The 20980-nt window shown below is 68.1% G+C and carries 22 protein-coding genes and 1 pseudogene; 12 read left to right on the top strand and 11 right to left on the bottom strand.

All coding sequences use genetic code 11. The annotated features are described in order from the left end of the window. Positions 1-28: 28 nt before the first annotated feature. Positions 29-571: a TetR/AcrR family transcriptional regulator gene (locus LFM09_RS23160; RefSeq protein ID WP_414098616.1), complete on the bottom strand. Its 543-nt coding sequence runs from the start codon at positions 569-571 to the stop codon at positions 29-31. A 52-nt stretch (positions 572-623) separates the two neighbouring features. Here LFM09_RS23160 and LFM09_RS23165 point away from each other — a divergent pair, with 52 nt between their 5' ends. Continuing rightward, entirely contained in the window at positions 624-1241 is a 618-nt protein-coding gene (locus LFM09_RS23165; RefSeq protein ID WP_414098617.1) for an HAD family hydrolase, read from the top strand. On the opposite strand, the gene LFM09_RS23170 is transcribed toward LFM09_RS23165, so the two are convergent. Then, complete coding sequence (locus LFM09_RS23170) at positions 1213-1416, bottom strand: hypothetical protein (RefSeq protein WP_414098618.1); 204 nt, start codon at positions 1414-1416, stop codon at positions 1213-1215. The genes LFM09_RS23165 and LFM09_RS23170 overlap by 29 nt on opposite strands. Before the next feature lie 124 nt (positions 1417-1540). Here LFM09_RS23170 and LFM09_RS23175 point away from each other — a divergent pair, with 124 nt between their 5' ends. Together LFM09_RS23175 and LFM09_RS23180 are read left to right on the top strand one after the other, a co-directional pair. Further along, on the top strand, positions 1541-1930 hold the full coding sequence (locus LFM09_RS23175) for a cold-shock protein (RefSeq protein WP_086662725.1): 390 nt from the start codon (positions 1541-1543) through the stop codon (positions 1928-1930). Positions 1931-1943: 13 nt separating this feature from the next. Then, positions 1944-2528, top strand: coding sequence for an HD domain-containing protein (locus LFM09_RS23180; RefSeq protein ID WP_414098619.1), 585 nt, complete (start codon positions 1944-1946; stop codon positions 2526-2528). Here LFM09_RS23180 and LFM09_RS23185 read toward each other — a convergent pair. From LFM09_RS23185 to LFM09_RS23195, 3 genes are read right to left on the bottom strand one after another with little or no spacing between them, the layout of a single operon-like run. Further along, positions 2525-2959 carry a DUF2771 family protein gene (locus tag LFM09_RS23185; RefSeq protein ID WP_414098620.1) on the bottom strand — a complete coding sequence of 145 codons (435 nt, stop codon included), beginning with the start codon at positions 2957-2959 and terminating at the stop codon, positions 2525-2527. The genes LFM09_RS23180 and LFM09_RS23185 overlap by 4 nt on opposite strands. A gap of 31 nt (positions 2960-2990) precedes the next feature. After that, positions 2991-4493 carry an MFS transporter gene (locus tag LFM09_RS23190; protein WP_414098621.1) on the bottom strand — a complete coding sequence of 501 codons (1503 nt, stop codon included), beginning with the start codon at positions 4491-4493 and terminating at the stop codon, positions 2991-2993. A gap of 19 nt (positions 4494-4512) precedes the next feature. Beyond that, positions 4513-5253 (bottom strand): glutaminyl-peptide cyclotransferase, encoded by a 741-nt coding sequence (locus LFM09_RS23195; protein ID WP_414098622.1) that lies wholly within the window; start codon positions 5251-5253, stop codon positions 4513-4515. Positions 5254-5311: 58 nt separating this feature from the next. Here LFM09_RS23195 and LFM09_RS23200 point away from each other — a divergent pair, with 58 nt between their 5' ends. Further along, positions 5312-6040: a DUF3027 domain-containing protein gene (locus LFM09_RS23200; protein ID WP_414098623.1), complete on the top strand. Its 729-nt coding sequence runs from the start codon at positions 5312-5314 to the stop codon at positions 6038-6040. Continuing rightward, positions 6037-8811 (top strand): sacsin N-terminal ATP-binding-like domain-containing protein, encoded by a 2775-nt coding sequence (locus LFM09_RS23205; RefSeq protein WP_414098624.1) that lies wholly within the window; start codon positions 6037-6039, stop codon positions 8809-8811. Before LFM09_RS23200 ends, LFM09_RS23205 begins: the two co-directional genes overlap by 4 nt. On the opposite strand, the gene LFM09_RS23210 is transcribed toward LFM09_RS23205, so the two are convergent. Genes LFM09_RS23210 through LFM09_RS23220 form a run of 3 tightly spaced genes read right to left on the bottom strand, consistent with a single transcriptional unit; the run spans position 8777 to position 12003 of the window. Then, positions 8777-10045, bottom strand: coding sequence for an MFS transporter (locus LFM09_RS23210; protein WP_414098625.1), 1269 nt, complete (start codon positions 10043-10045; stop codon positions 8777-8779). The two genes, LFM09_RS23205 and LFM09_RS23210, sit on opposite strands and share 35 nt — an antisense overlap. Before the next feature lie 58 nt (positions 10046-10103). Continuing rightward, positions 10104-10529 (bottom strand): MarR family winged helix-turn-helix transcriptional regulator, encoded by a 426-nt coding sequence (locus tag LFM09_RS23215; RefSeq protein WP_414098626.1) that lies wholly within the window; start codon positions 10527-10529, stop codon positions 10104-10106. Positions 10530-10569: 40 nt separating this feature from the next. Continuing rightward, positions 10570-12003: an NCS2 family permease gene (locus LFM09_RS23220; RefSeq protein WP_414098627.1), complete on the bottom strand. Its 1434-nt coding sequence runs from the start codon at positions 12001-12003 to the stop codon at positions 10570-10572. 16 nt (positions 12004-12019) lie between these two features. On the opposite strand from LFM09_RS23220, the gene LFM09_RS23225 reads away from it, so the two are divergent. Then, on the top strand, positions 12020-12283 hold the full coding sequence (locus LFM09_RS23225; protein ID WP_414098628.1) for a DUF2530 domain-containing protein: 264 nt from the start codon (positions 12020-12022) through the stop codon (positions 12281-12283). A 177-nt stretch (positions 12284-12460) separates the two neighbouring features. On the opposite strand, the gene LFM09_RS23230 is transcribed toward LFM09_RS23225, so the two are convergent. After that, positions 12461-13084: a superoxide dismutase gene (locus LFM09_RS23230; protein ID WP_414098629.1), complete on the bottom strand. Its 624-nt coding sequence runs from the start codon at positions 13082-13084 to the stop codon at positions 12461-12463. 91 nt (positions 13085-13175) lie between these two features. Between LFM09_RS23230 and LFM09_RS23235 the strand changes: the two genes are divergently transcribed. The 4 genes from LFM09_RS23235 to LFM09_RS23250 are packed head-to-tail and all read left to right on the top strand — an operon-like array spanning position 13176 to position 17081. Continuing rightward, positions 13176-14828 (top strand): ABC-F family ATP-binding cassette domain-containing protein, encoded by a 1653-nt coding sequence (locus LFM09_RS23235; protein WP_414098630.1) that lies wholly within the window; start codon positions 13176-13178, stop codon positions 14826-14828. Next, positions 14825-15235 (top strand): hypothetical protein, encoded by a 411-nt coding sequence (locus LFM09_RS23240; protein WP_030467775.1) that lies wholly within the window; start codon positions 14825-14827, stop codon positions 15233-15235. Before LFM09_RS23235 ends, LFM09_RS23240 begins: the two co-directional genes overlap by 4 nt. 35 nt (positions 15236-15270) lie before the next feature. Beyond that, complete coding sequence (locus tag LFM09_RS23245) at positions 15271-16230, top strand: hypothetical protein (protein ID WP_414098631.1); 960 nt, start codon at positions 15271-15273, stop codon at positions 16228-16230. Then, positions 16227-17081 (top strand): hypothetical protein, encoded by an 855-nt coding sequence (locus LFM09_RS23250; RefSeq protein ID WP_414098632.1) that lies wholly within the window; start codon positions 16227-16229, stop codon positions 17079-17081. The genes LFM09_RS23245 and LFM09_RS23250 overlap by 4 nt, the downstream gene beginning before the upstream one ends. Positions 17082-17091: 10 nt before the next feature. On the opposite strand, the gene LFM09_RS23255 is transcribed toward LFM09_RS23250, so the two are convergent. Next, positions 17092-18588, bottom strand: a complete 1497-nt coding sequence (locus LFM09_RS23255) for a glutamate--cysteine ligase (RefSeq protein ID WP_414098633.1) — start codon at positions 18586-18588, stop codon at positions 17092-17094. Between the two features lie 209 nt (positions 18589-18797). On the opposite strand from LFM09_RS23255, the gene LFM09_RS23260 reads away from it, so the two are divergent. Then, the gene (locus tag LFM09_RS23260) at positions 18798-19589 is read left to right on the top strand and encodes a TrmH family RNA methyltransferase (RefSeq protein ID WP_414098634.1); all 792 of its coding nucleotides are present in this window, start codon (positions 18798-18800) and stop codon (positions 19587-19589) included. Between the two features lie 7 nt (positions 19590-19596). On the opposite strand, the gene LFM09_RS23265 is transcribed toward LFM09_RS23260, so the two are convergent. Further along, on the bottom strand, positions 19597-20196 hold the full coding sequence (locus tag LFM09_RS23265; protein ID WP_414098635.1) for a DUF2537 domain-containing protein: 600 nt from the start codon (positions 20194-20196) through the stop codon (positions 19597-19599). Positions 20197-20746: 550 nt separating this feature from the next. Between LFM09_RS23265 and LFM09_RS23270 the strand changes: the two are divergent. Further along, positions 20747-20980, top strand: a pseudogene (locus tag LFM09_RS23270) (hypothetical protein); the annotation flags it as partial.

The raw sequence follows: 20980 nt of genomic DNA on the forward strand, positions 1-20980 counted from the left end.
GCAAGATTATTGCAACAAGGGGGGTGCTTCACGCCTCCAACGTGGCACGGGCCACTCTGACGACGGCGTCGACCGCCCCGTCGAGATCGCCGCTCGGCATCAGCAGGTGGCTCAACGCGAGCCGCACGGTCGTTTCGGCAGTGAGCCGCACGTGCCTGCCGGGGAAATGTTCGCAGAGGTGCCGTTCGACGACCTCGGTCGCCTGGAACAGCACGGGATGGCCGCGGGTGGTGAGGAACGGCAGCAGGTCCTCGGCGTCCTGTCCGGTCAGCACGGCGGAGACCAGCCGGTCCTTCTCGGTCTGCTCGAAGGTGAACCGGAACGCCGACCGCATCGCCTGCCACGGGTCGGGGTCCTCGCGCAGCCTCGTCGTGACGCCGTCGAGGTACTCCAGGGTCCGGTGCGCGGCGACGGCCTGGACGAGGCCCTCCTTGTTGCCGAACTCGTTGTAGACGGTCTGTCTGCTCACCCCGGCGCGACTCGCGACCTCGATCATGCGCAGCCCGTGGAACCCGTGGGCGGCCAACAGATCAGCGGCCGCCTCCAGTAAGAGCTCGGTGATGTCGCTCACGCTCCCACCTTTACACAGTTATCGTTTTTGTAAAGACGTAGAGTCAGGTTCTGTGCCTTTCACCGTGGGTTTCGACCTCGACATGACCCTCATCGACCCGAGACCAGGCATGGCGGCGGTGATGAACGAGGTGGGCGCCCGCACCGGCCACGCGCTGGACGGCGAGCACTTCGCGGCGAACCTCGGCCCGCCCCTCGACATGATCTACCGCGAGATGGGCGTGCCCGAGGACGAGGTTCCGGACATGGTCACGCTCTTCCGCGCGCTGTACCCGATGGTCGTGATTCCCGGCACGGTCGCGCTCCCAGGTGCTGCCCAAGCGTTGCAGTGCGTCCGCGAGCTCGGTGGCAAGACCATGGTCGTCACCGGCAAGTACCGCAAGAACGCCGCGCTGCACCTCGAAGCCATGGGCTGGGAGGTCGACCACCTCTACGGCGAGCTGTGGGCCACGGGCAAGGCGGAGTCGCTCAAGCTGCACGGCGCCGCGATCTACGTGGGTGATCACGTCGGCGACATGCGCGGGGCCGAAGCCGCCGGAGCGCTGGGCGTCGGCGTGGTGACCGGGCCGTGCAGCCGCAAGGAACTGGCCGAGGCAGGCGCCGCGGTCGTGCTGGAGGACCTGCGCGAGTTCCCGGACTGGCTCAGGACTTCTTCTGGCGTGCTTTCCTGATCACCGCGATGATCCCGAGCCCGAGGCCGATCGCGGGCAGGTAGGTGGCGGCGACGTTGAGCCACACGGGCAGGTCGCTGTGGCCCGTGGCGAAGAGCACGAAGACCGCGACGATCGCCAGCACGCCCACGGCGAACAGGCCGACGGCCAGCGGCAACAGCTTCGGAGCGGTCATACGAGCAGGGTAGTCGCGCTAACGGAGGTGCCTTCTTCAAGGTCTTCTGGCTACTCTGGTGGGACGCGTCCTGGGTACGCCTGGGGCGCGTTCGTTGTGCAAGAGCAAGGGAATGGTGAGCGCGGTGCCGACCGGCAAGGTCAAGTGGTACGACACGGAGAAGGGCTTTGGGTTCGTCACCCAGGACGGTGGCGAGGACGTCTACGTCCGCAAAGCCGCACTGCCTCCCGGTGTCACCGGTTTGAAGGCCGGCCAGCGCATCGAGTTCGGCATGGCCGAAGGCAGGCGTGGTCCGCAGGCGCTCTCGGTGCGCCTGGTCGACCCGCAGCCGTCGGTCGCCGAGGCGCGCCGCCGTCCCGCGGAGGAGCTGCACGGCCTGATCGAGGACATGATCAAGCTGCTGGAGACCAAGGTGCAGCCTGACCTGCGCCGCGGCCGCTACCCGTCCGACAAGAAGAGCATGAAGCTCGTCGCCGAGGTCGTCCGGGCGGTGGCGCGGGACCTCGATCCGTAAAAAGATCGGCTCCATGTCTGAAGCGGACCGGATCGTCGAGTTCCTGTACGAAGTCGGCCAGCTCAAGCGCCTGCCCCGAGCGGGGTGGCTGTTCGCCGGGGTGCAGAACCCCGAGTCGGTGGCCGCCCATTCGTTCCGGGTGGGAGTTCTGGCGTACGCGATCGCCGTTCAGGAAGGCGCTGACCCGGATCGGGCGGCGACACTCGGCCTGTTCCACGACGTGCCCGAGACGCGGATCGGCGACATCCCGTACGTCGGCAAGCTCTACGTCGACGTGAAGGTGCCACCCGAGAAGGTGGCGGCTGATCAGGTGCAGCACCTGCCCGCACCGCTCGCCGCGCACATCGAGGCGTTGGTGGCCGAGCACGAGTCCGCGAAGGGCGACGACTTCACGCCCGAGGCGCGCTGTTCACGTGACGCCGACAAGCTGGAACTCCTGTTGCAGGCGCGGGAGTACCAGGCTGCCGGCATCACGAAGATGGAGCGCTTCATCCAGACCATGCAGGCGTCAGTGGTCACCGACACCGGCAAGGCGTTGCTCGACAGCGCTTTGCGGATCGTGCCGAGCGAGTGGTGGGAAGCCTTCGGCAAGCGTTAGCGCGTGATGTCGACGACCCACGAACCGCGCATCAGCGGCTGGCCGGTCTCCAGCACCGCGCCGGCCGCCTCGTGCACCTCGATGCGCAGCAGCTGGTCGGACTCGTTGGGCACGGCCAGCGTGTACGTGTAGTCCTCGCCCTTGCCGAGCAACGGTGAGGTGCAGCCCTCCTGCACCTTGGCGGAGTTCTCGTACACGCACACGACCTCCCAGAGGCCGTCCGCGAGCTGGCCGTCGACGGAGATCTGCACGACCTTGCCCGCGGGCACCTTCAACGAGCCGGGCGCGTTCTTCTCGGCGCAGTTGTCGCCGGCGAGGTCGCAGTAGATCGTCGGCTCCATGCGGATGGTCTTGCCGTTCGCGTAGAACGTGACCTCTGGGTCGTGCTGCGGCAGCGCGCAGCCGGTCAGCACGAGAACGCTGGCAGCCATTACGGAAGCAAGTCGACGCACGTCAGGCAGCCTACGGGGTCACCGGGGCCGGCCTGCGGACCAGGTGATGCAACGACGTGCCGTTGCGGTACATCCACGTCTGCGTGAGGCCGAGCGCGAGCAGCACGGCCAGCACGAGGAAGCCGACCCAGAACGTCGCCGGCAGCAGCACGCCCAACGCACCGCCGAAGACCCACGCGAGCTGCAGGATCGTTTCGGAGCGCCCGAACGCCGACGCGCGCGACTCCTCCGGCAGGTCGTCCTGGATCACCGCGTCCAGGCTGATCTTGGCCAGCGAGGACGCCGTCGCGCCCAGCAGGCCGACGACCGCCGCCGTGACGAGTCCCGGCAGCGCGGCGGCCACGATCGTGGCGGCCAGTGCCGTGCCCACGCAGGCGAGGATCACCTCGTCCGGCTTGCCGAAGTGCTGCCGTGCGCCGATCGCGTTGCCGAGGAAGCTGCCCGCACCGGCCGCGCCCGCGATCACGCCGAGCAGCAGGAGCTGCTGGAACGCGTCACCCTCGGTCTGCGCGCGCACCACGAAGGCCGCGAAGAGCGTCAGGAACCCGGTCAGCATCCGGATGGAACCGTTGCCCCACAACGCGACCACGATGTGCCGCGACACGCGCCGCTTCGCGGGCTTGGCCGTGAGGGTCGCGGGGACCTCGCCCTCGGTCACCTCGACCCACGACGGGATCTTCATGCAGAACACCGCGTTCACCAGACACAGCACCGCGGTGAACCACAGCGCTCCCGGCGAGCCGAACAGGTGCGCGAAGCCGGCCGCGAACGCACCGAACACCGCACCCGCCGCGAGCCCGAAGACGGTCATGCGGGCGTTGGTCTTGGACAGCGTGATGTCCGGCGGCAGCACGCGCGGGGTGATCGCGGACTTGAGCACCGTGAAGGACTTCGACAGCACCATGCTGCCCAGCGCGGCCGGGTACAGCAGCCAGTTGTCGAAGTTCAGCGCCATCACGACCGCCAGCACGACCCGCAGCACGCACGACGCGGCCAGGGCGAGGCGCCGGCCCCGTTGGATCCTGTCGAGCAGCGGGCCGATCACCGGTGCGATCAACGCGAACGGCGCGACCGTGATCAGCAGGTAGAGGGCGACCTTGGTCTTGGATTCCGCTGTCGCCGCGGAGAAGAAGAGCGTGTTCGCCAGCGCCACGGCCATCGCCGCATCGGCGGCGTAGTTCATCATCACCGCGTAGGTGACCGACGACATGCCGGACTTCTTGGCGCCGTCGGCGTGGGCCGCGCGCCGGAACGCCGCGACCGCTTGCTGCGAGATCTGCTTGCTGCGGAACCAGGCGACGCGCGTGACCGTGAGCTTCTTCGGCGGCTTGGGCGTCGGGGTGGTCTGCTGATCTTGGTTCGGCAGCGGCCGGGTGTTCTGGGGACGGCGGGGCGGGGGCTGGAATCCGTGTTCGGACGCGGGTTGCTGACGCTGCCGCGGCTGGTACTCGTCGTCCTGCCACGGGTAGCGCTTCGGAGTCGGCTCGTCACTCCACCCGCGGTCGCCCGTCACACCCTCAATCCTGCCCCATTCAGTTGAAGCGCACTCGGAAGATGGTCGGCCAGTTCTTGCCTGTGACCAGGAACTCGTTGGTTCCGGGGATGTGCGCGATGCCGTTGAGGACGTCCACTTCTTCGCCGCTCGGCTTCAGCGACGCCAGGTCGTAGCTGTTGACGACCTGGCCGTTGGTGGGGTCGATGCGGATGATCTCGTCGGACTTCCAGACGTTCGCCCACACCTTGCCGCCGACGCACTCCAGCTCGTTGAGCTGCGCGACCGGCTGGCCGTCCCTGCTGACCTGCACGCTTCCGGTTTCCTTGAACGTCTTCGGGTCGCGGAAGGTCAGCTTCGCGCTGCCGTCGCTCATGACCAGGCGCTGGCCGTCGTCGCAGATGCCCCAGCCCTCGCCGTCGTAGCTGACGCGGCGGATCTCGTCGAGCGTCTTGCGATCGCGTTCGATGGCCACGCCGTTGCGCCAGGTGATCTGCCAGATGGTGTCGCCGACGACCGTGATGCCCTCGCCGAAGAAGTCCGGCGGGAGGTCGACCTTCTTCTGGACGTTGCCGCTCGACGGGTCGAGCGCGCGCATCGTCGACTGACCTTCCAGACCCGTGCCCTCGTAGAGGACGCCGTCGACCAGTTCCAACCCCTGGGTGAACGCCGACGTGTCGTGCGGAATCTTCTGCAGGACTTCTACCTGCGGTTTTGCTGGACCCTGAGTGGAGCAGGCGGCGAGAACCGCGACGAGGACCAGCCAGAAGGGTGAGCGCACCCCACGGAGGGTGGCACGAGTTTTCGTCCCGGCGAAGACCTGCGGCACAATTCACCACGTGACCGCGACTGAGATGCTCACCGACGCCGTTGATCTCGCCCGCGCCGCCGCTCAGGAAGAGGCGGGTGCGGAAAGCGTCGGCGCTCACGTCGGGGTGCACGCCGAGGACGAATACTCGGTCACGCACCTGTTCGAGGCCGAGCACGCGGGCTACCGCGGCTGGAACTGGGCCGTGACCGTCGCCCACGCCGGCGAGGGCACCCCGGTGTCGGTCAGCGAGGTCGTGCTGCTGCCGGGCCAGGACGCCCTGGTCGCCCCCGAGTGGGTGCCGTGGAGCGAACGGGTCCGCGCCGGTGACCTCGGCGTCGGCGACCTGCTGCCGCCCCGCGAGGACGACCCGCGCCTGATCGAGGCGTACGTGCAGTCCGACGATCCCGCCGTCGAGGAGGTCGCGCTGGAGATCGGCCTCGGCCGCACGCGCGTGCTGTCCCGCGAGGGTCGCATCGAGGCTGCGGAACGTTGGTTGAACAGCGACTTCGGCCCCCGTTCCGACATGGCTCGCAGCGCGCCCGCGCACTGCGGCACCTGCGGCTTCTACACCCGCGTCGCCGGCGCGTTCGGTGCCGCGTTCGGCATCTGCGCGAACGAGATCGCGCCCGCCGACGGCCACGTCGTGCACGTCGAGTACGGCTGCGGCGCGCACTCCCAGGTCGAGGTCGACATCAGCCCGATGGTGCCGGTCGCCGACCTCGTCTACGACGACGCGCAGCTGGACGTCTCGGAGTGACCGACCCGTTCGGCACCGAGGCCCTGCGCACCTCGGTCCTCGCCGCGTGGCGTGGTTCGCCCACCCGCTTCCGCGAAGACGCGAACGCTGAAGAAGATCTTCGACTCGGTGGTTACCGGGACCGGCTTCTGGTCGAGCTCGCCCAGAACGCCGCCGATGCCGCGGGTGCCGAGCCCGGTGTGTTGCGGATCACTCTCGTTGACGGCGAGCTTCGGGCCGCCAACACGGGTGCTCCGCTGACCGCTGCCGGTGTTGCCGCTCTGGCCTCCCTGCGGGCTTCGGCCAAGGAGTCCGGTGTCGGGCAGTTCGGTGTCGGGTTCGCGGCTGTACTTGCTGTCTCGGACTCGCCTCGGGTGGTTTCCACTTCGGGCGGCGTGGAGTTCTCCGCCTCGCGGACCCGTGCCGAGGTTCCGGAGCTCGCTTCCGAACGCGGCGGCGACGTGCCGATCCTGCGGCTGGTGTGGCCGGTGGTGGAGGACGTTCCGGACGGCTTCACGACCGAGGTCCGGCTGCCGCTGAAGGTCGATCTGTCGCTGGACGACCTCGCTGCCGAGGTGCCGGACCTGCTGCTGGCGTTGCCCGGGCTGCGGCGCATCGAGGTGGGCTCGCAGTCGTGGGAACGCTTCGTGACCGCCGATGGTGTGGTCACCGTCGGGTCGGTGCGCTGGCTGGTCGAGCGGACCGTGGGGGAGCTGCCCGACGAGCTGGTCCAGGGCGTGGAGCACCGTCCTCAGTGGACGGTCTCGTGGGCTTACCCGCTGGACTCCCCGCTCGGTGAGGACGTGCTGCACGCGCCGACGCCGACCGATGAGCGGTTGTCGTTGCCTGCGCGGTTGATCGCGACTTTGCCGGTCGAGCCTTCGCGCCGCCGGGTCCTTCCCGGTGCAGCTGCGTGGTCGGTGCTCGACGCTGCCGCCGCTCTGTACCCGGCCTTGATCTCTCGGGTTCCTGCGGTGGAGCGGACCGCTCTGGTGCCGTTGCCCGGGTTCCCGCTGTCCGAAGTGGACTCACGGCTGCGCACGGCGGTTCTGCGGGAGTTGAGGGCTGCTTCGTGGCTGCCGCTGGCTTCCGGTGAGTGGATCGCTCCCGCGCGGGCTCGGGTGCTGGACGTCGGTTCCGAGGAGCTCGTCGAGCTGGTCGAGGACACGTTGCCCGGGTTGCTGGACGCCGAGCTCTCCGCTCCTGCCCACGCGAAAGCCTTGGCAGCACTGGAAGTTCCGCGCGTGACCACCGCCGAGGTCGTTGCCGCGCTGGCCGGCGCCGACGGTGATCCCGCCTGGTGGCGCGAGGTCTACGCCGCGTTCGCGCCGCTGGCCGAGGTCGACCCGGACGTGCGTGAGGCCCTGCAGTCGTTGCCGGTACCGCTGGCCGACGGCCGCACGGTGACCGGCCCGCGCACCACGCTGATCGCTGACGAGCCGTTGCCGGGGTTGCGGGTCGTGCACCCGGACGCCGTGCATCCGTTGCTGGTGCGGCTCGGGGCGGTCGAGGCAGGCGCTACCGAACTGCTCGCCGACCCGTCGCTGCGCGAGAACGTGGCTCGGTCGTTGGAAGACGCCGAGGCCGGGCTCGACGGCGAAGACCTGATCGAGACCGTGCTGCGGTTGGTCGACCGGGCTGCTCTTCGTGCTGGTGAGGAGCCCTGGCTCGGGGCGTTGGCGCTGCCTGACGCTTCCGGCGAGTGGCATCGGGCCGATGAGTTGCTGCTGCCCGACTCGCCGCTCGTCGATGTGGTCGAAGCGGACGCGTTCCCGTTGCTCTCCAAGGAGATCGCCGAGAACTACCCGCGTGCCGCGCTGGTCGCGGTGGGTGTGGTCGACGGCTTCTCGCTGGTGATCGACGACGAGCCCGCCGGTGCTGATCACGACCTGCCGGACGAGTCCGCGTGGTGGTCGTCGATGCCGGACGAGCCCACGCGAGTCGTGGCCGTCCGGGACCTGGACCTGGTGGCCGACTGGCCGGCCGCGCTGCGGTTGTTGGCCTCCGACCCGGTCACGTGGCGAGCGGTCACCGAACCGGACGGGTACACCGGGTGGTGGATCGCCCGGCACGCAACGCTCGCGGGCAAGTCTCCGCGTGAGTACCGGCTGGCCGAGGCCTCGTTGCTCGACGGGCTGTTCGACGTCGTGCCGGATCTGGAACTGCCTGAGCACGTGCTGCGCGCGGCGGGTGTCCGGTCGCGGCTGGAGATCCTGGACGACGACGATGCCGAGTTCGTCCTGGAGCGGCTCGGGGACGCGGATCGCGTGATCGCCGACGCCGTGGTGCTGAGGGCTCATGCCGCGCTGCCCGAGGGTGACTTCGCGCCGCCCGAACGGGTTCGGGTGCTGTCCGGTGAGGTCGTGACCGCGGACGACGTCGTTGTTCTGGATCACCCGTGGTTGTTGGGCGTGGTGCCGGCTTCTCGGGTGTTGCTGGCTGACGGGTCGGAAGAGTTGGCCGACCTGTTGGATCTGGCGCTGGCGTCGGAGGAGTTCGACGGGTCGCCGGATCACGTCGGCGAAGTCGTTCAGTGGCAGGACCTGGCCGCGGTTCGGATGGCCTGCGAGCTGCTCGAGGTCGCGCTGCCGGACGGCGTTGTCGTCGTGCACGACTCGTTGTTCGTTGACGGGCAACGGGTCGAGTGGTGGATGGCGGACGGCGTGCCGCACGCCGCGGACACCCCTGAAGGGCTTTCGCGGGCGCTGGCCTGGGTGACGGAGCGGTGGGAGGACCGGCACACGTTCGCCGCGCTGATCACCGATCCGACGGCTGCAACTCTGCTGGGCTGAGTTCCACCGGCTTCTGCTTCTTCTTCCTGCGCAGGCGCGGCTTCGCGATGTCGCCGCGCCGCATCAGGATGATCCAGGCGGTGATCGTCACCAGCATCGACACCGCGCCGCCGATCACGATCGGCGCGCGGCCGTTGATCTCGCCCAGCCAGCCCATCAGCGGCCCGCCCACGGGGTTGCCGCCCAGGAAGACGAGCATGTAGATGCCCATCACGCGGCCGCGCATCTCGGGTTCCACGGCCAGCTGGATGGTGGCGTTGGCGGTGGTGTTGAAGGTCATCATCGCGATGCCGACCGGGATCATCATCAGGCCGGTCAGGAGCATGGTTGGCATCAGGCCCGAGACGATCTCCAGTGCGCCGAACACGACTCCTGAGCCGATGAAGACGGTCAGGCGAGGTGTTTTGCGTCTGGCCGCCCAGGTCGCGCCCGCCAGGGTGCCGAAGGCGATGAGGGTGGAGAGCAGGCCGTACGCGTCGGCGTCGCCCTTGAAGACGTTGCGGGCCATGATCGCCAGCGTCATGTAGAAGTTCATGCCGAACGTGGCGATGAAGAAGACCAGCAGCATCACGGTCAGCAGATCCGGGCGGTGCTTCACGTACCGCAGGCCGGACAGGAGCTGGCCCTTTTCGCGCGGCACGGGCTCGGAACGCATCAGTTCGTGCGTGCGCATCAGCCAGACGCCCATGACCACGCCCACGAAGCTGATGGCGTTGGCCAGGAAGACCCAGCCGGTGCCGATCGCCACGATCGTCACGCCGGCGATGGCCGGGCCGATGATGCGGGCCAGGTTGAACATCATCGAGTTGAGCGCGACGGCGTTGGTGAGCGACTCGCGGCCGACCATCTCGACGACGAACGACTGGCGCACCGGGGTTTCCACGGCGGAGAAGCAGCCGAGCAGGAAGCAGAGCACGTAGACGTGCCAGAGCTCCACGACACCGGTGACGTCCAGGAGGCCCAGCGCCAGAGCGCAGATGCCCAGCGCGGATTCGAGCCACAGCAACAGCTTGCGCTTGTCCATGCGGTCGGCGAGCACGCCGCCCCACATCGACAGGAGCAGGACGGGTAAGAACTGCAGGGAGGCGGCGATACCCAGGGCGACCGGGGAGCCGTTGGTGAGTTCCAGGACCAGCCAGTCCTGGGCGACGCGCTGCATCCAGACGCCGACCAGCGAGATGATCTGGCCGGAGGCGTAGAGGCGATAGTTGTGTATGCCTAACGAACCGAACATGCCGGTACGACGAGGTGGCGAACTGTCCGCTCCACCACCCGCGTAACCCGCCACGTCGTTACTGCCCCGCCATCCTGTCGATGATCTCGGCTGCCTGGGCGAGCAGTGCCCGTTCCTCGGGCTCCAGCTCCGCCAGGCGCTTGTCGAGCCACGCCTCGCGCGCGGTGATCTCGTCTTCCAGGTACGTCAAGCCTTCGCCGGTCAGCTCGACGATGGCTTGACGGCCGTCGGTGGGGTGCGGGCTGCGCGTCGCGAAGCCGTACTCCTCCAGCGCTGCGATCACGCGCGTCATCGACGGCGGCTGCACGCCTTCCTTGGCCGCGAGCTCGCCCGGTGTCAGCGGTCCGCACTTGTGCAGTGTGGACAGCGCGGACACCTGCGTCAGCGACACCGACGAGTTGGTGCGCTGGGCCCGCAGGCGACGATTCAGGCGAACGACGGCAAGCCTCAGCCTGCTCGCCAGTCCGGGTTGTTCGGTCGCCACGTAGTTAGCATACCTCACGAAATAGTTTCTCGCCGAAAGGTCAGTTGAGCAGGGCCTGGATCGGGCCCAGGGAGAAGTAGACGACGAACGCGGCCGCCACGATCCACATCAGCGGGTGGATGGCGCGCGCCTTGCCGGTCAGCATCTTGAGCAGCACGTAGCTGACGAAGCCCGCGCCGATGCCGTTCGCGATCGAGTAGGTGAACGGCATCACCACGATGGTGAGGAACGCGGGCAGGGCGATGGTGAAGTCGCTGAAGTCGATCTCGCGGATCTGCATCATCATCAGCGCGCCGACGATCACCAACGCCGGTGCGGCCGCCTCGATCGGCACGACCTCGTAGAGCGGCGTGAAGAACATCGCGAGCAGGAACAGCACACCGGTCACGATGTTGGCCAGACCCGTTCGCGCGCCCTCCGCGATGCCGGACGCCGACTCGATGTAGACGGTGTTCGACGAGCTGGACGCGGCACCACCGGCCACGGCGCCGAGGCCGTCGACGAACAGGGCCTTGCTCACGTTGGGGAGCTGGCCGTCCTCCTTGATCAGGTCCGCTTCCTTGCCGAGACCGGTCATCGTGCCGACGGTGTCGAAGAAGTCGGTGAGCACCAGCGTGAAGACGATGAGCGCCGCGGCCAGGGCCGGGAGCCGCGTCCAGGCACCGAACGACACCTCGCCGAGCAGCGACAGGTCCGGCACGCCGAAGACCTGGTCGGGCAGCGCGGGGTAGCCGAGGTTCCAGCCCTTGGCGTTGGTGCCGGCCGACGGGCCCGCCTTGACCAGCGCTTCGAGGATGATCGCGAAGACCGCCGTCGCGACGATCCCGATGAGGATCGCGCCCTTGACCTTGCGCGCGAACAGCACACCCGTGAGGACCAGTCCGACCACGAAGACGAGCGTCGGCCAGCTGGCGATCGACCCGTTGATGCCGAGCCCGACCGGCACGGTGGTGTTGGCGGCGTCGGGCAGGCGGCGCACGAACCCGGCGTCGACCAGGCCGATGAAGGTGATGAAGAGGCCGATGCCGACCGCGATGGCGGCCTTGAGCTCGTTCGGCACGGCGTTGAAGACCGCGGTCCGCACACCCGTGACCACCAGGAGCAGCACGACCAGGCCGTTGACCAGGATGAGGCCCATCGCCTCCGGCCACGTCACCTTGGCGGCCACGGAGACCGCCACGAACGAGTTGATGCCGAGTCCCGTGGCCAGCGCGAACGGGTAGTTCGCGATCAGTCCGAAGAGGATGGTCATGACACCGGCGACGAGCGCCGTCACCGCCGCGACCTGGCCGACCGGGAGGATGTTGCCCAGCACGTCCGGGTGCGCGCCCGGCCCGGTCGGAGCGAAGCTGCCGATGATCAGCGGGTTCAGCACCACGATGTAGGCCATCGTGAAGAACGTGACGACACCGCCGCGCACTTCACGCGCCACGGTCGACCCGCGCTCGGAAATCTTGAAGAACCCGTCCAGCATCTGGTCTCCTAACGCTGTGTCCGAACGCGACTCCGCCCCAAGCCCACCACCGCTGCCGCACAGGCTGGCGGACCCCGTGCCGGTCGTGCTGGGGGGAACGGCGCTGTGGTTCCTCGGTTTTTTCGTGGTCCTGATCGTCGACCGCTCGAACAGCACCCTGCTCTGGACGACCCTGTGCGGCGGTCTGCTCGGGATCATCGGGTACGGAGTCTTCTACTGGCAACGTCGGGCTGCGAGGCGAGGGTCACGTGGTGCTCAGCAGGGCCTGGACGACGTCTGATCTGCAGGGCTTCCCAAGGAAGCCAAGTTAGGCTAACCTAAGTCACGTCGCTTCGTGGTGGGAGCGGCAGTCAGTTCGGGAACGGACGAGGCCCCCGCTCTGGGCAGAGCGGGGGCCTCGTCGTGTTCAGCGAGCGGGAAGCTTTGTCGGAGCGCCCACCGCCGAAGCCTGCGAAAATCAGCCGAGCTGCAGACCGTTCTGGCCCGCCCGTGCCGCCTCGAAGCGCGCGGACACGTCCTCCCAGTTCACGACGTTCCACAGCGCGGAGATGTAGTCGGCCTTGAGGTTGCGGTACTGCAGGTAGTACGCGTGCTCCCAGATGTCGAACGCGAGCAGCGGCGTGGTCGCGATCGACAGGTTCGAGTGGTGGTCCTTGAGCTGCAGCGTGACCAGCTTCTGGCCGATCGGCTCCCACGCGAGGATGCCCCAGCCGGAGCCCTGGATCGACGACGCCGCGGCGTTGAGCTGGCCGCGGAACTTGTCGAACGAGCCGAAGTGCTCGTCGATGGCCGCCGCGAGCTCGCCGACGGGCTTGTCGCCGCCGTTGGGCGAGAGGTTCTTCCACCACACCTGGTGCAGCGCGTGGCCGGCCAGGTGGAACGCGAGCGTGGTCTCCAGGCCGACGATGCCGCCGAAGTTCTCCTTGTCGCGAGCCTCTTCGATCTGCTCCAGCGTGTCGTTCGCGCCCTTGACGTAGGCGGCGTGGTGCTTGCCGTGGTGCAGCTCGTTGATCTCGCCGATGATCGCGGGCTCCAGGTCGCCGTAGTCGTAGTCGAGATCCGGCAGCACGTACTGGGCCATGACATCTCCCCATTTGCAATCTCTTGGTACTTGCAACTTACTAGCAACAAGGCCGAGTAAACCAGTTGCGGAGGCACGTAGCGTCGAAAGCGTGTCCGTGCTGACAGCCAGGAATATTTCGCTGTCGTTCGGTCCGAGGACCGTGATCTCGGAGGTTGATTTCGATGTTTCGCCTGGTGACCGCGTCGGTCTGATCGCGCCCAACGGTGTCGGCAAGTCGACTTTGCTCCGTTTGCTGGCGGGTGACCTGCTGCCGGAGACCGGATCTGTTTCATCCACCGGAACGGTCGCGCACCTGACGCAGGAGACCCTCCACGTAACTGGAGAGTCGCTCCGCGACCACCTCGCCCGCCGCACCGGCGTCGCCAAGGCCGAGGACCGGCTGCAGCGCGCGGCGGAGGCGTTGGCCGAAGGTGGCGGTGAGGACTACCCGGAGGCGTTCGACCACTGGACCGCGATCGGTGCCGGTGACTTCGACGAACGCGCGGACGCCGTCTGCGAACGCCTTGGCCTGCAAGCCGACCTGCTCGCCGGGCGCTCGCCGGACGAGCTGTCCGGCGGTCAGCAGGCGAGGCTCAGGCTTGCGGCCGTGCTGCTGACGCGTGCGGACGTGTTGCTGCTCGACGAGCCGACGAACGACCTCGACGGCGCCGGGCTCGACCTCCTGGAGTCCCACGTGCGGGGCTGTCCGGGCGCGATCGTGCTGGTCAGTCACGATCGGGAGTTCCTGGCGCGCACCACGACCGCGATCGCCGAGCTCGACGAGTTCTCACACCAGCTCAGCGTGTTCGGTGGTGGCTGGGACGCGTACGTCGACGAGAAGGCGAACGCGGACCGGCGCGCGCAGGAGGAGTACGAGGCCTACGCGGGCAAGCGCGACTCGTTGGTGCAGCGCAGCCGCCAGGTCAGGGAGTGGTCGCGCAAGGGCGTGCGCCGGGCGACGAGCGCCAAGATGCGCAACGACGAGCCGGACAAGAACGCCCGTGAGGCCCACAAGCGCGGTGCGGAGAACCTGACCGCGAAAGCGTCCGTTGTGGACCGTCAGCTGGAACGCCTGGAGGAGGTCGAGGAACCGCGCGAGGCGTGGCAGCTGCGGTTGACGTTGCCGTCGGCCGGGCGGGGCAGTTCGGTCGCGTTCACGTTGCGTCAGGCCGTGGTCAGCCGCGGCGACGTGACGCTCGGGCCGATCGACCTCACGATCGGTGCGGGCGAGCGGTGGCGGATCACCGGGCCGAACGGGTCCGGCAAGTCGACGTTGCTCGGCGCGCTGCTCGGCCGGATCCCGCTGGACTCGGGCGACTGTTCGATCGGGCCGGGTGTCGTGGTCGGCGAGGTCGACCAGCTGCGGGCCGAGTTCGCTTCAGACGCTTCGGCGCTGCGGATCGTCGCCGGCGCGACCGGGCTGCAGGACGTCGAGGTGCGCACGTTGCTCGCGAAGTTCCGGCTCGGCGCGGACTCGGTGCTGCGGCCGGCCCGCGAGCTGTCGCCGGGCGAACGCACCCGCGCGGGGTTGGCCCTGCTCCAAGCGCGCGGCACGACGTGTTTGGTGCTCGACGAACCTACGAACCACCTCGATCTGCCGGCGATCGAACAGCTCGAACAAGCGCTGGAAACTTACGAGGGCACGTTGTTGCTGGTCACGCACGATCGGCGGCTCGCATCGGCCGTGCGGGTGGATCACGAGATCAACGTGCGCGACCTCCTCACGTTTCCTCGTGTTAAGGGTGGAAGATATGGGCCATGACCACCGAGGAGGACTGGCCGGTCGAACAGACCTGGTCGATGCGCAACACCCACTGGCACGCCTATGTGGAACACACATCGCTCGACCACGCCTCTCCTCGGCAGGTTCGTCTTGAACGCACCCCGGAAGAAGTGCTGACCTCACCTGCTGAGGTCGCGGCTTGGCTCGAGGTCAACCTGCGCAGCGCGACACGGCCGGAGGAGACCGGCAAGAAGCGCGTGAAGGACGAGCGCGACTTCACCGACTCGAACCGCGTGCACGCCTCACTGGCGTCCCGCGGCGAGTCGATCTACACGGGGGTGAAGGGCGAGCTGACGCTGGCGGTCGAGGCCGTGACGCCGGACGAGTGCCGGATCTCGCACGACGGCGCGGACGTCGCGCCTTTGAAGGCTGGACGCCGCCGCTAGATTCAATCCCCAGGGGATGACTCTGGGGGAGCTCCATGAAGCGTTTGGCGCCGGTTTTGGGTGCGCTCGTGCTGGTCGGCGCGGTCGTTGCGGTGGTGATGTGGCACCAGTCGGAGCCGGCGCCCAAGTACGTCGTTCTGCAGTACGCGGACGGTTCGGAGCTCTGGCGCACCGGCGATCCGGAGACACCTCTCGTCCGGCAGGTGGTCAGGGAGCTCGGCACGCGGGCGTCGCTGTCGCTGGACGAGCTGCGCAAGACCGGTGCGGTCGTGGTGACGACGATCGACGCGAAGGCGCAGTCCGGTGCGATGGCGGTGATCCGCGAGTCGTCCGCGGCGCTGCAGTACTCGATCACCGCCGTCGACCCGGCCAGTGGCGCGGTGCGGACCTACGCGCCGGGCAACGACCCTGCTGTCGACTACGCGGGCGGGGTGGTTCGGGAGCCCGGCGCGGCGTTCTTCCCGTTCGACGCCGTTGCCCTGGTGCAGGACGGCAAGGCGCTTTCTCAGACCGCAGACCCGCGGAAGGCTCTCAGGGCGGCGCAGCGGGCCGGTGTGCCGGAGTTCGCGGACATCGAGGGCACGCGGACGAAGCTGCTCGACGGCTCGGGGTTGCGGCCGTTCGACCTGGCGTCGGCCTATGCGACGTTGGCCGCGGACGGCGTGCACCGCGACGCCCACTTCGTCACGCACGTCAGTGGTGGGGACGGCGCGACACTGCATCAGGCGAGGGACACGCCGCAGCCCGCGTTCGACCGGGATGCGTTGCGCAGCAAGGACATCTCCGGGCAGGTCACCCGTGTGCTGAGGGACGACCCCGCGTGCGGTGACAACCCGGAGATGGCGTGCCGCACGGCTGCGTTGGATCGGCACGCGTGGATGGTCGCGTGCACGCCGCAGCTGTCGGTTTCGGTGTTCGTAGGGGGAGAGCAGGCCGTTGACGTCGGTCTGCCCAAGGCTCTTTGGCAGAAGTTCCTGGAGAAGTTGAAGCCGTGAAGTCGTTGTTGCGCGTGTTGGGCGCGCTCGTGCTGGTGTCGGGGATCGTCGCTTATGTGGTGTGGCAACGGCCTGAGCCGCCGGTGATCCCGCCTCCGGCGCCGAAGGAGGTCGTGCTGCAGTACGCGGACGGCTCGAAGATGTGGAGCAGTTTCGACGGAGGCTTCCGGCCACCGCCGCTGGTGTCGAAGGTGTTCAGGGAGCTCGACCAGGCGAAGGTGCCGTACGACTCGCTGCGGGTCAGCGGTGCGGTGGTGCGCACGACGATCGACGCGAGGGCGCAGTCAGTGGCGGCCACTGTGATCGGCCGGTTGGCTGAGCCGCAACGGAAACTGGGCGTGTCGGTGACCGCGATCGATCCGGCTTCCGGCGCCGTGCTGGTGTACACGGGCGGCTCCCGGCAGGAGGTCGACATGGCCGGCGGGGTGATCACGACACCGAGCCCGGGGATCGTCGAGCCGTTCGCGGCGGTGCCGGACCTCGTGCAGCCCACGATGAGCCCGCTCGACGTGAACGTCGCCTACGCGACCGTCGCCGCTGGTGGAGTGCTGCGTGAGCCGCGCTTCGTCAACTCGGTCACCGCTGCGGACGGATCGGTGCTGCACAAGGCGATCGACAACGGGAAGCCCGTCTTCGGACGTGACATCGCCGACCGGATCACCGCCGGGTTGAAGGAGAAGGCCGGCTGCAACGGGGCTGCCTGTGTGACTGGTGCGTACCCGTGGCTCGCCGGCTACACGCCGGAGCTCGCGGTGACGGTGTTCATCCTGGAACAGGCCGGCGCCGTCGTCGACGACCCCGACCTGCCCAGGGTGATCTGGCAGGAGTTCCTGGCCACGATGGCAGGGTGAGCCCGCGTGCTCACCCGACGTGCCAGGTGTGCACCGGTTCGCCCGCGTGCATGAACTCCATGTACCGCTTGAGCATCCCGGAGAGCGCGGCGTCCCGGGACAACCCGCGTTCCTCCAGCAGCGCAACGGTTTCCCGCTGCCACGACGATCCCGTGCGCCGCGCGAGGCAGCGCTGCTCGATGACGCCGAGGTAGCGTTCGCGGGCCTCGTCGGAGACACCGCAGTCGCGCAGACCCTCGTGCGCCATCGGCAGCAGGCGGCGCAGCACCAGCTCGTCCGGCGGGATCCAGCCGATGCCGGGCCAGTACAGCTGGGCGTGCATGCCGTGGCGGGCGCCGGTGTAGAGGTTCTCCTCGGCCGCCTGGAACGACATCTGCGTCCACAGTGGACGTTCCTGGGCGATGAGGGCGCGCTGGGCGCCGTAGAAGAAGGCCGCGTTGGCCATCGTGTCGAGCACGGTCGGTCCCGCGGGCAGGACGCGGTTCTCCACGCGCAGGTGCGGCACGCCGTCGTGGACGTCGTAAACCGGGCGGTTCCAGCGCCAGATCGTGCCGTTGTGCAGCCGCAGCTCGGAAAGACGAGGCGCGCCACCGGCTTCGAGGGTCTCGATCGGGTCCTCGTCGTCGGTTTCGGGCAGCAGGCTGGGGAAGTAGCGCACGTTCTCCTCGAACAGGTCGAAGATCGACGTGATCCACCGTTCACCGAACCACACGCGCGGACGGACGCCCTGGTTCTTCAGCTCGTCCGGCCGGGTGTCGGTGGCCTGCTGGAACAACGGGATGCGGGTCTCGTGCCAGAGCGCTTTGCCCAGCAGGAAAGCCGAATTCGCGGCGATGGCGACCTGCACCCCGGCCAGGCACTGGGCGGCGTTCCAGTGCGAGGCGAAGTTCGTCGGCTCGACCTGCAGGTGCAGCTGCACCGACGTGCACGCCGCTTCCGGCAGGATCGACTCCGCGTAGGTCAGGAGCTTCTCCGGCCCCTTGCCCGGCATCGCCGGACCTTCCATGTGCAGCACCATTTCCTCGCCGCGGGCGGAGAAGATGGTGTCGTTGAGGAGCGCGTAACGCGGGCTCTCGGAGAGCCACTTGCGGTCGAAGTGCCGTTCTCGCAACGTGGGCAGCACGCCGATCATGGCGAGGTTGGCGCCCACGTCGTTCGCCTTCGAGTCGGCGTTGTCGAGCGACGCGCGCAGTTCCTCTTCCAGGCCAAGCATCTCACCCCCGGCCAGCTCGCGCGGGGGAACGTTGATCTCCAGGTTCTGCTGCCCCAGCTCAAGCGTGTACGAGGGGTCGTCGATCTTCTCGAGCACCTCCGAGTTCGCCATCGCCGGCCGCATCGCGTCGTCGACGAGGTTCAGCTCGATCTCAAGCCCCATCTGCCGACGGGGAAAGGAAAATGTGTCTTCGGCCAACATCGTGGCCAATGCGTCGAGACTTCGCTGCATCTTCTCGCGATAGCGCTGGCGATCGTCTCTGGTGAACGTGCGGCTGGACACTTCGCTTCCCATGCCGCTACCCCTTCGCTCGGCGCCGGTGGGCGCGGGCCAGGCGGAACGCCAAACGTGACACAGCGGAAACCTCCTTTACATCGCCCAAATCGGTGCTCTCTGTCACGCCGAGGTAACAACCAGCGATCATCCGCTGGTCGGGCGTGCGCGGTTCCGCCCTCCGGACTACCTGGCCTGTTCCACATCGGGCAGGATGCGAAACTTCCGGCGTGGCAAAGGTGATCGAGATCAACGACCCGGCCGACCCCCGGCTGGACGACTTCCGCGACCTGTCGACGGCCGACCGCAGGCCGGACAGGCCGGGCGGACGTGGTCTCGTGATCGCCGAGGGCGTGGTGGTGGTGGAACGTCTGCTGGCGTCGCCGTACCCGGTGCGCGGGCTGCTCGGGGTGCGGCGGCGGATCGAGGCGCTGGACCTTTCTGACCTGGACGTTCCCGCTTACGTGACGTCAGCTGAGGTTATGGCGTCAGTCGTCGGTTTCCACTTGAACCGGGGTGTACTGGCCGCCGCCGACCGCGCTCCAGCGGTGTCGTTCGAGGAGCTGTCCGACCGCTCGACGCGCCTCGCCGTGCTGGAAGGCGTGGGCGACCACGAGAACCTGGGTTCGATCTTCCGCAACGCCGCGGCCCTGGGCGTGGACGGCGTGGTCCTGGGCCCAGGCTGCAGCGATCCGCTGTATCGACGCAGCGTCCGCGTCTCGATGGGGCACGTCCTGCGCGTGCCGTTCGCTAGCACGGATCAGTGGCCCGCGGCGCTGAACATGTTGCGGCACAAGGGGTTCACAGTTGCCGCTCTGACCCCGCGCGCTTCCGCCCTGCATCTTGCAGATGCCGGTTTGCGCGGCCGGCGGGTAGCGGTCCTGCTCGGCTCCGAGGGCCCGGGCCTGACCGAGGAGGCGATCTCCGCGGCCGACGTGGCCGTCCGGATCCCCATGTCGTCCGGCGTGGACTCGCTGAACGTGGCCACCGCCGGCGCGGTGGCGTTCTACGCCTTGCTTTAGGTGTCTTCTAGAGCAGCGTCAGGATCAGCACCAGCCAAGCCACCAGCACGCCAGTGACCACGCCGTACGCGACCCAACGCCACACCGGAACCCTGCGCCCGAGCCACACACTCGGCGCCAGACCGCCCACGACCAGCACGTTCGCAATCAGCGCGAGCCACCGACTGGTCTCACCGAGCCCGAGCGAAAGCGACACCACGGTCACGGTGACGATCGCCGCGGTGATGAAACTGACCGTCAGCCCCGTCCCCCACGGCGTGGGCTCCGGGGCCTCCTCCTGCTCGGCCCGTGCCGGTGCCTTCACCGGCACTTCCGGCGCGTCAACGCTGACCAGCTCACCACTGACCGGATCCGTGTACTGAACGCTGGCGTTCATGACGGCGGCAATTCTCCCCGCGAGCTGCTTCCCTCGACGAGTCACCAACGCACTGGCCACCCCGTCAGCCGGGGTCTCGGTGCGCACCACAGCGTCCGCCACCTTCGCCCACTCGTGCAGCGCCTCAGCCAAATCAGCACCAAGCGGCAGGCTGTGCGGGTCGACCTCGCGCTCACCGGACTCGTCCTCCCCGGCGAGCACGGCGCGGCCGTCCCGGACTCGCAACTCCACGAACCCTCCTACGGTCTTCCGGAGCCTCGGCCCAGAACCTATCGGACTGGGTCGGACACGGAGAACGCCTCGCGTGGGCTGGTCCCGGTTGTCGTTGTGCGCGGATCGGCTTGCGGGCGGGCGGGTCGGCTTGCGGGCGTTGGTCGCCGGTTCCAGCGGGGTGGTCACTGCCGTGCGGGCGGTCGCCTTGCGTGCGTGGCTGGGCGGGTCTTTAGACGGGCCGGGTCATTTCATCGCCGCTTCGCGACGATTGCGATTGGGGCTTGACTTCGGGGCCCTTACGAGGCGCTGGTTGGCCTGTAAAAGCCGGGCTGATAAAGCGCCCGGCCGATCCGAACGCGGTAGCGCCTCGAACCCAAAGTCAAGCCCCAATCGCCGTCGTGCGTGGGCGCGTTGACACCGCACCTCGCCATTACCGGTACCCATGCGGGCATTAGTCCTTTTCGGGCTCGGCTTCGCCTTCCCCGCGAGCGGGCGGCTTGGTCGATTCATTCGATCGTGTCTGGCTTTGCGCGTAATCTAATCGTGATCTTGCGGTAGATTAGAACACGTGATCGACGGTCTCGCGCTTCTCTCCACTGACGATGTGCTCCGGCGCATCGTCGGTAAAGCGATGGAGATCCGTACTGGCGAGCACGAGTTGATGGAGATGATCGCCGAATTGGATCGGCGAGGCGCCGCATCCGAGCTCGGCTATAAAGATCTGCCGTATGTGTTGAAGCACGCCGTGCGGTGGGATCGGACTGTCGCCAAGCAATGGGTCGAGAACGCCGCGTTGCTGAGC

The sequence above is a fragment of the Lentzea alba genome (assembly GCF_047445655.1).
Taxonomy (GTDB): Bacteria; Actinomycetota; Actinomycetes; order Mycobacteriales; family Pseudonocardiaceae; genus Lentzea; species Lentzea alba_A.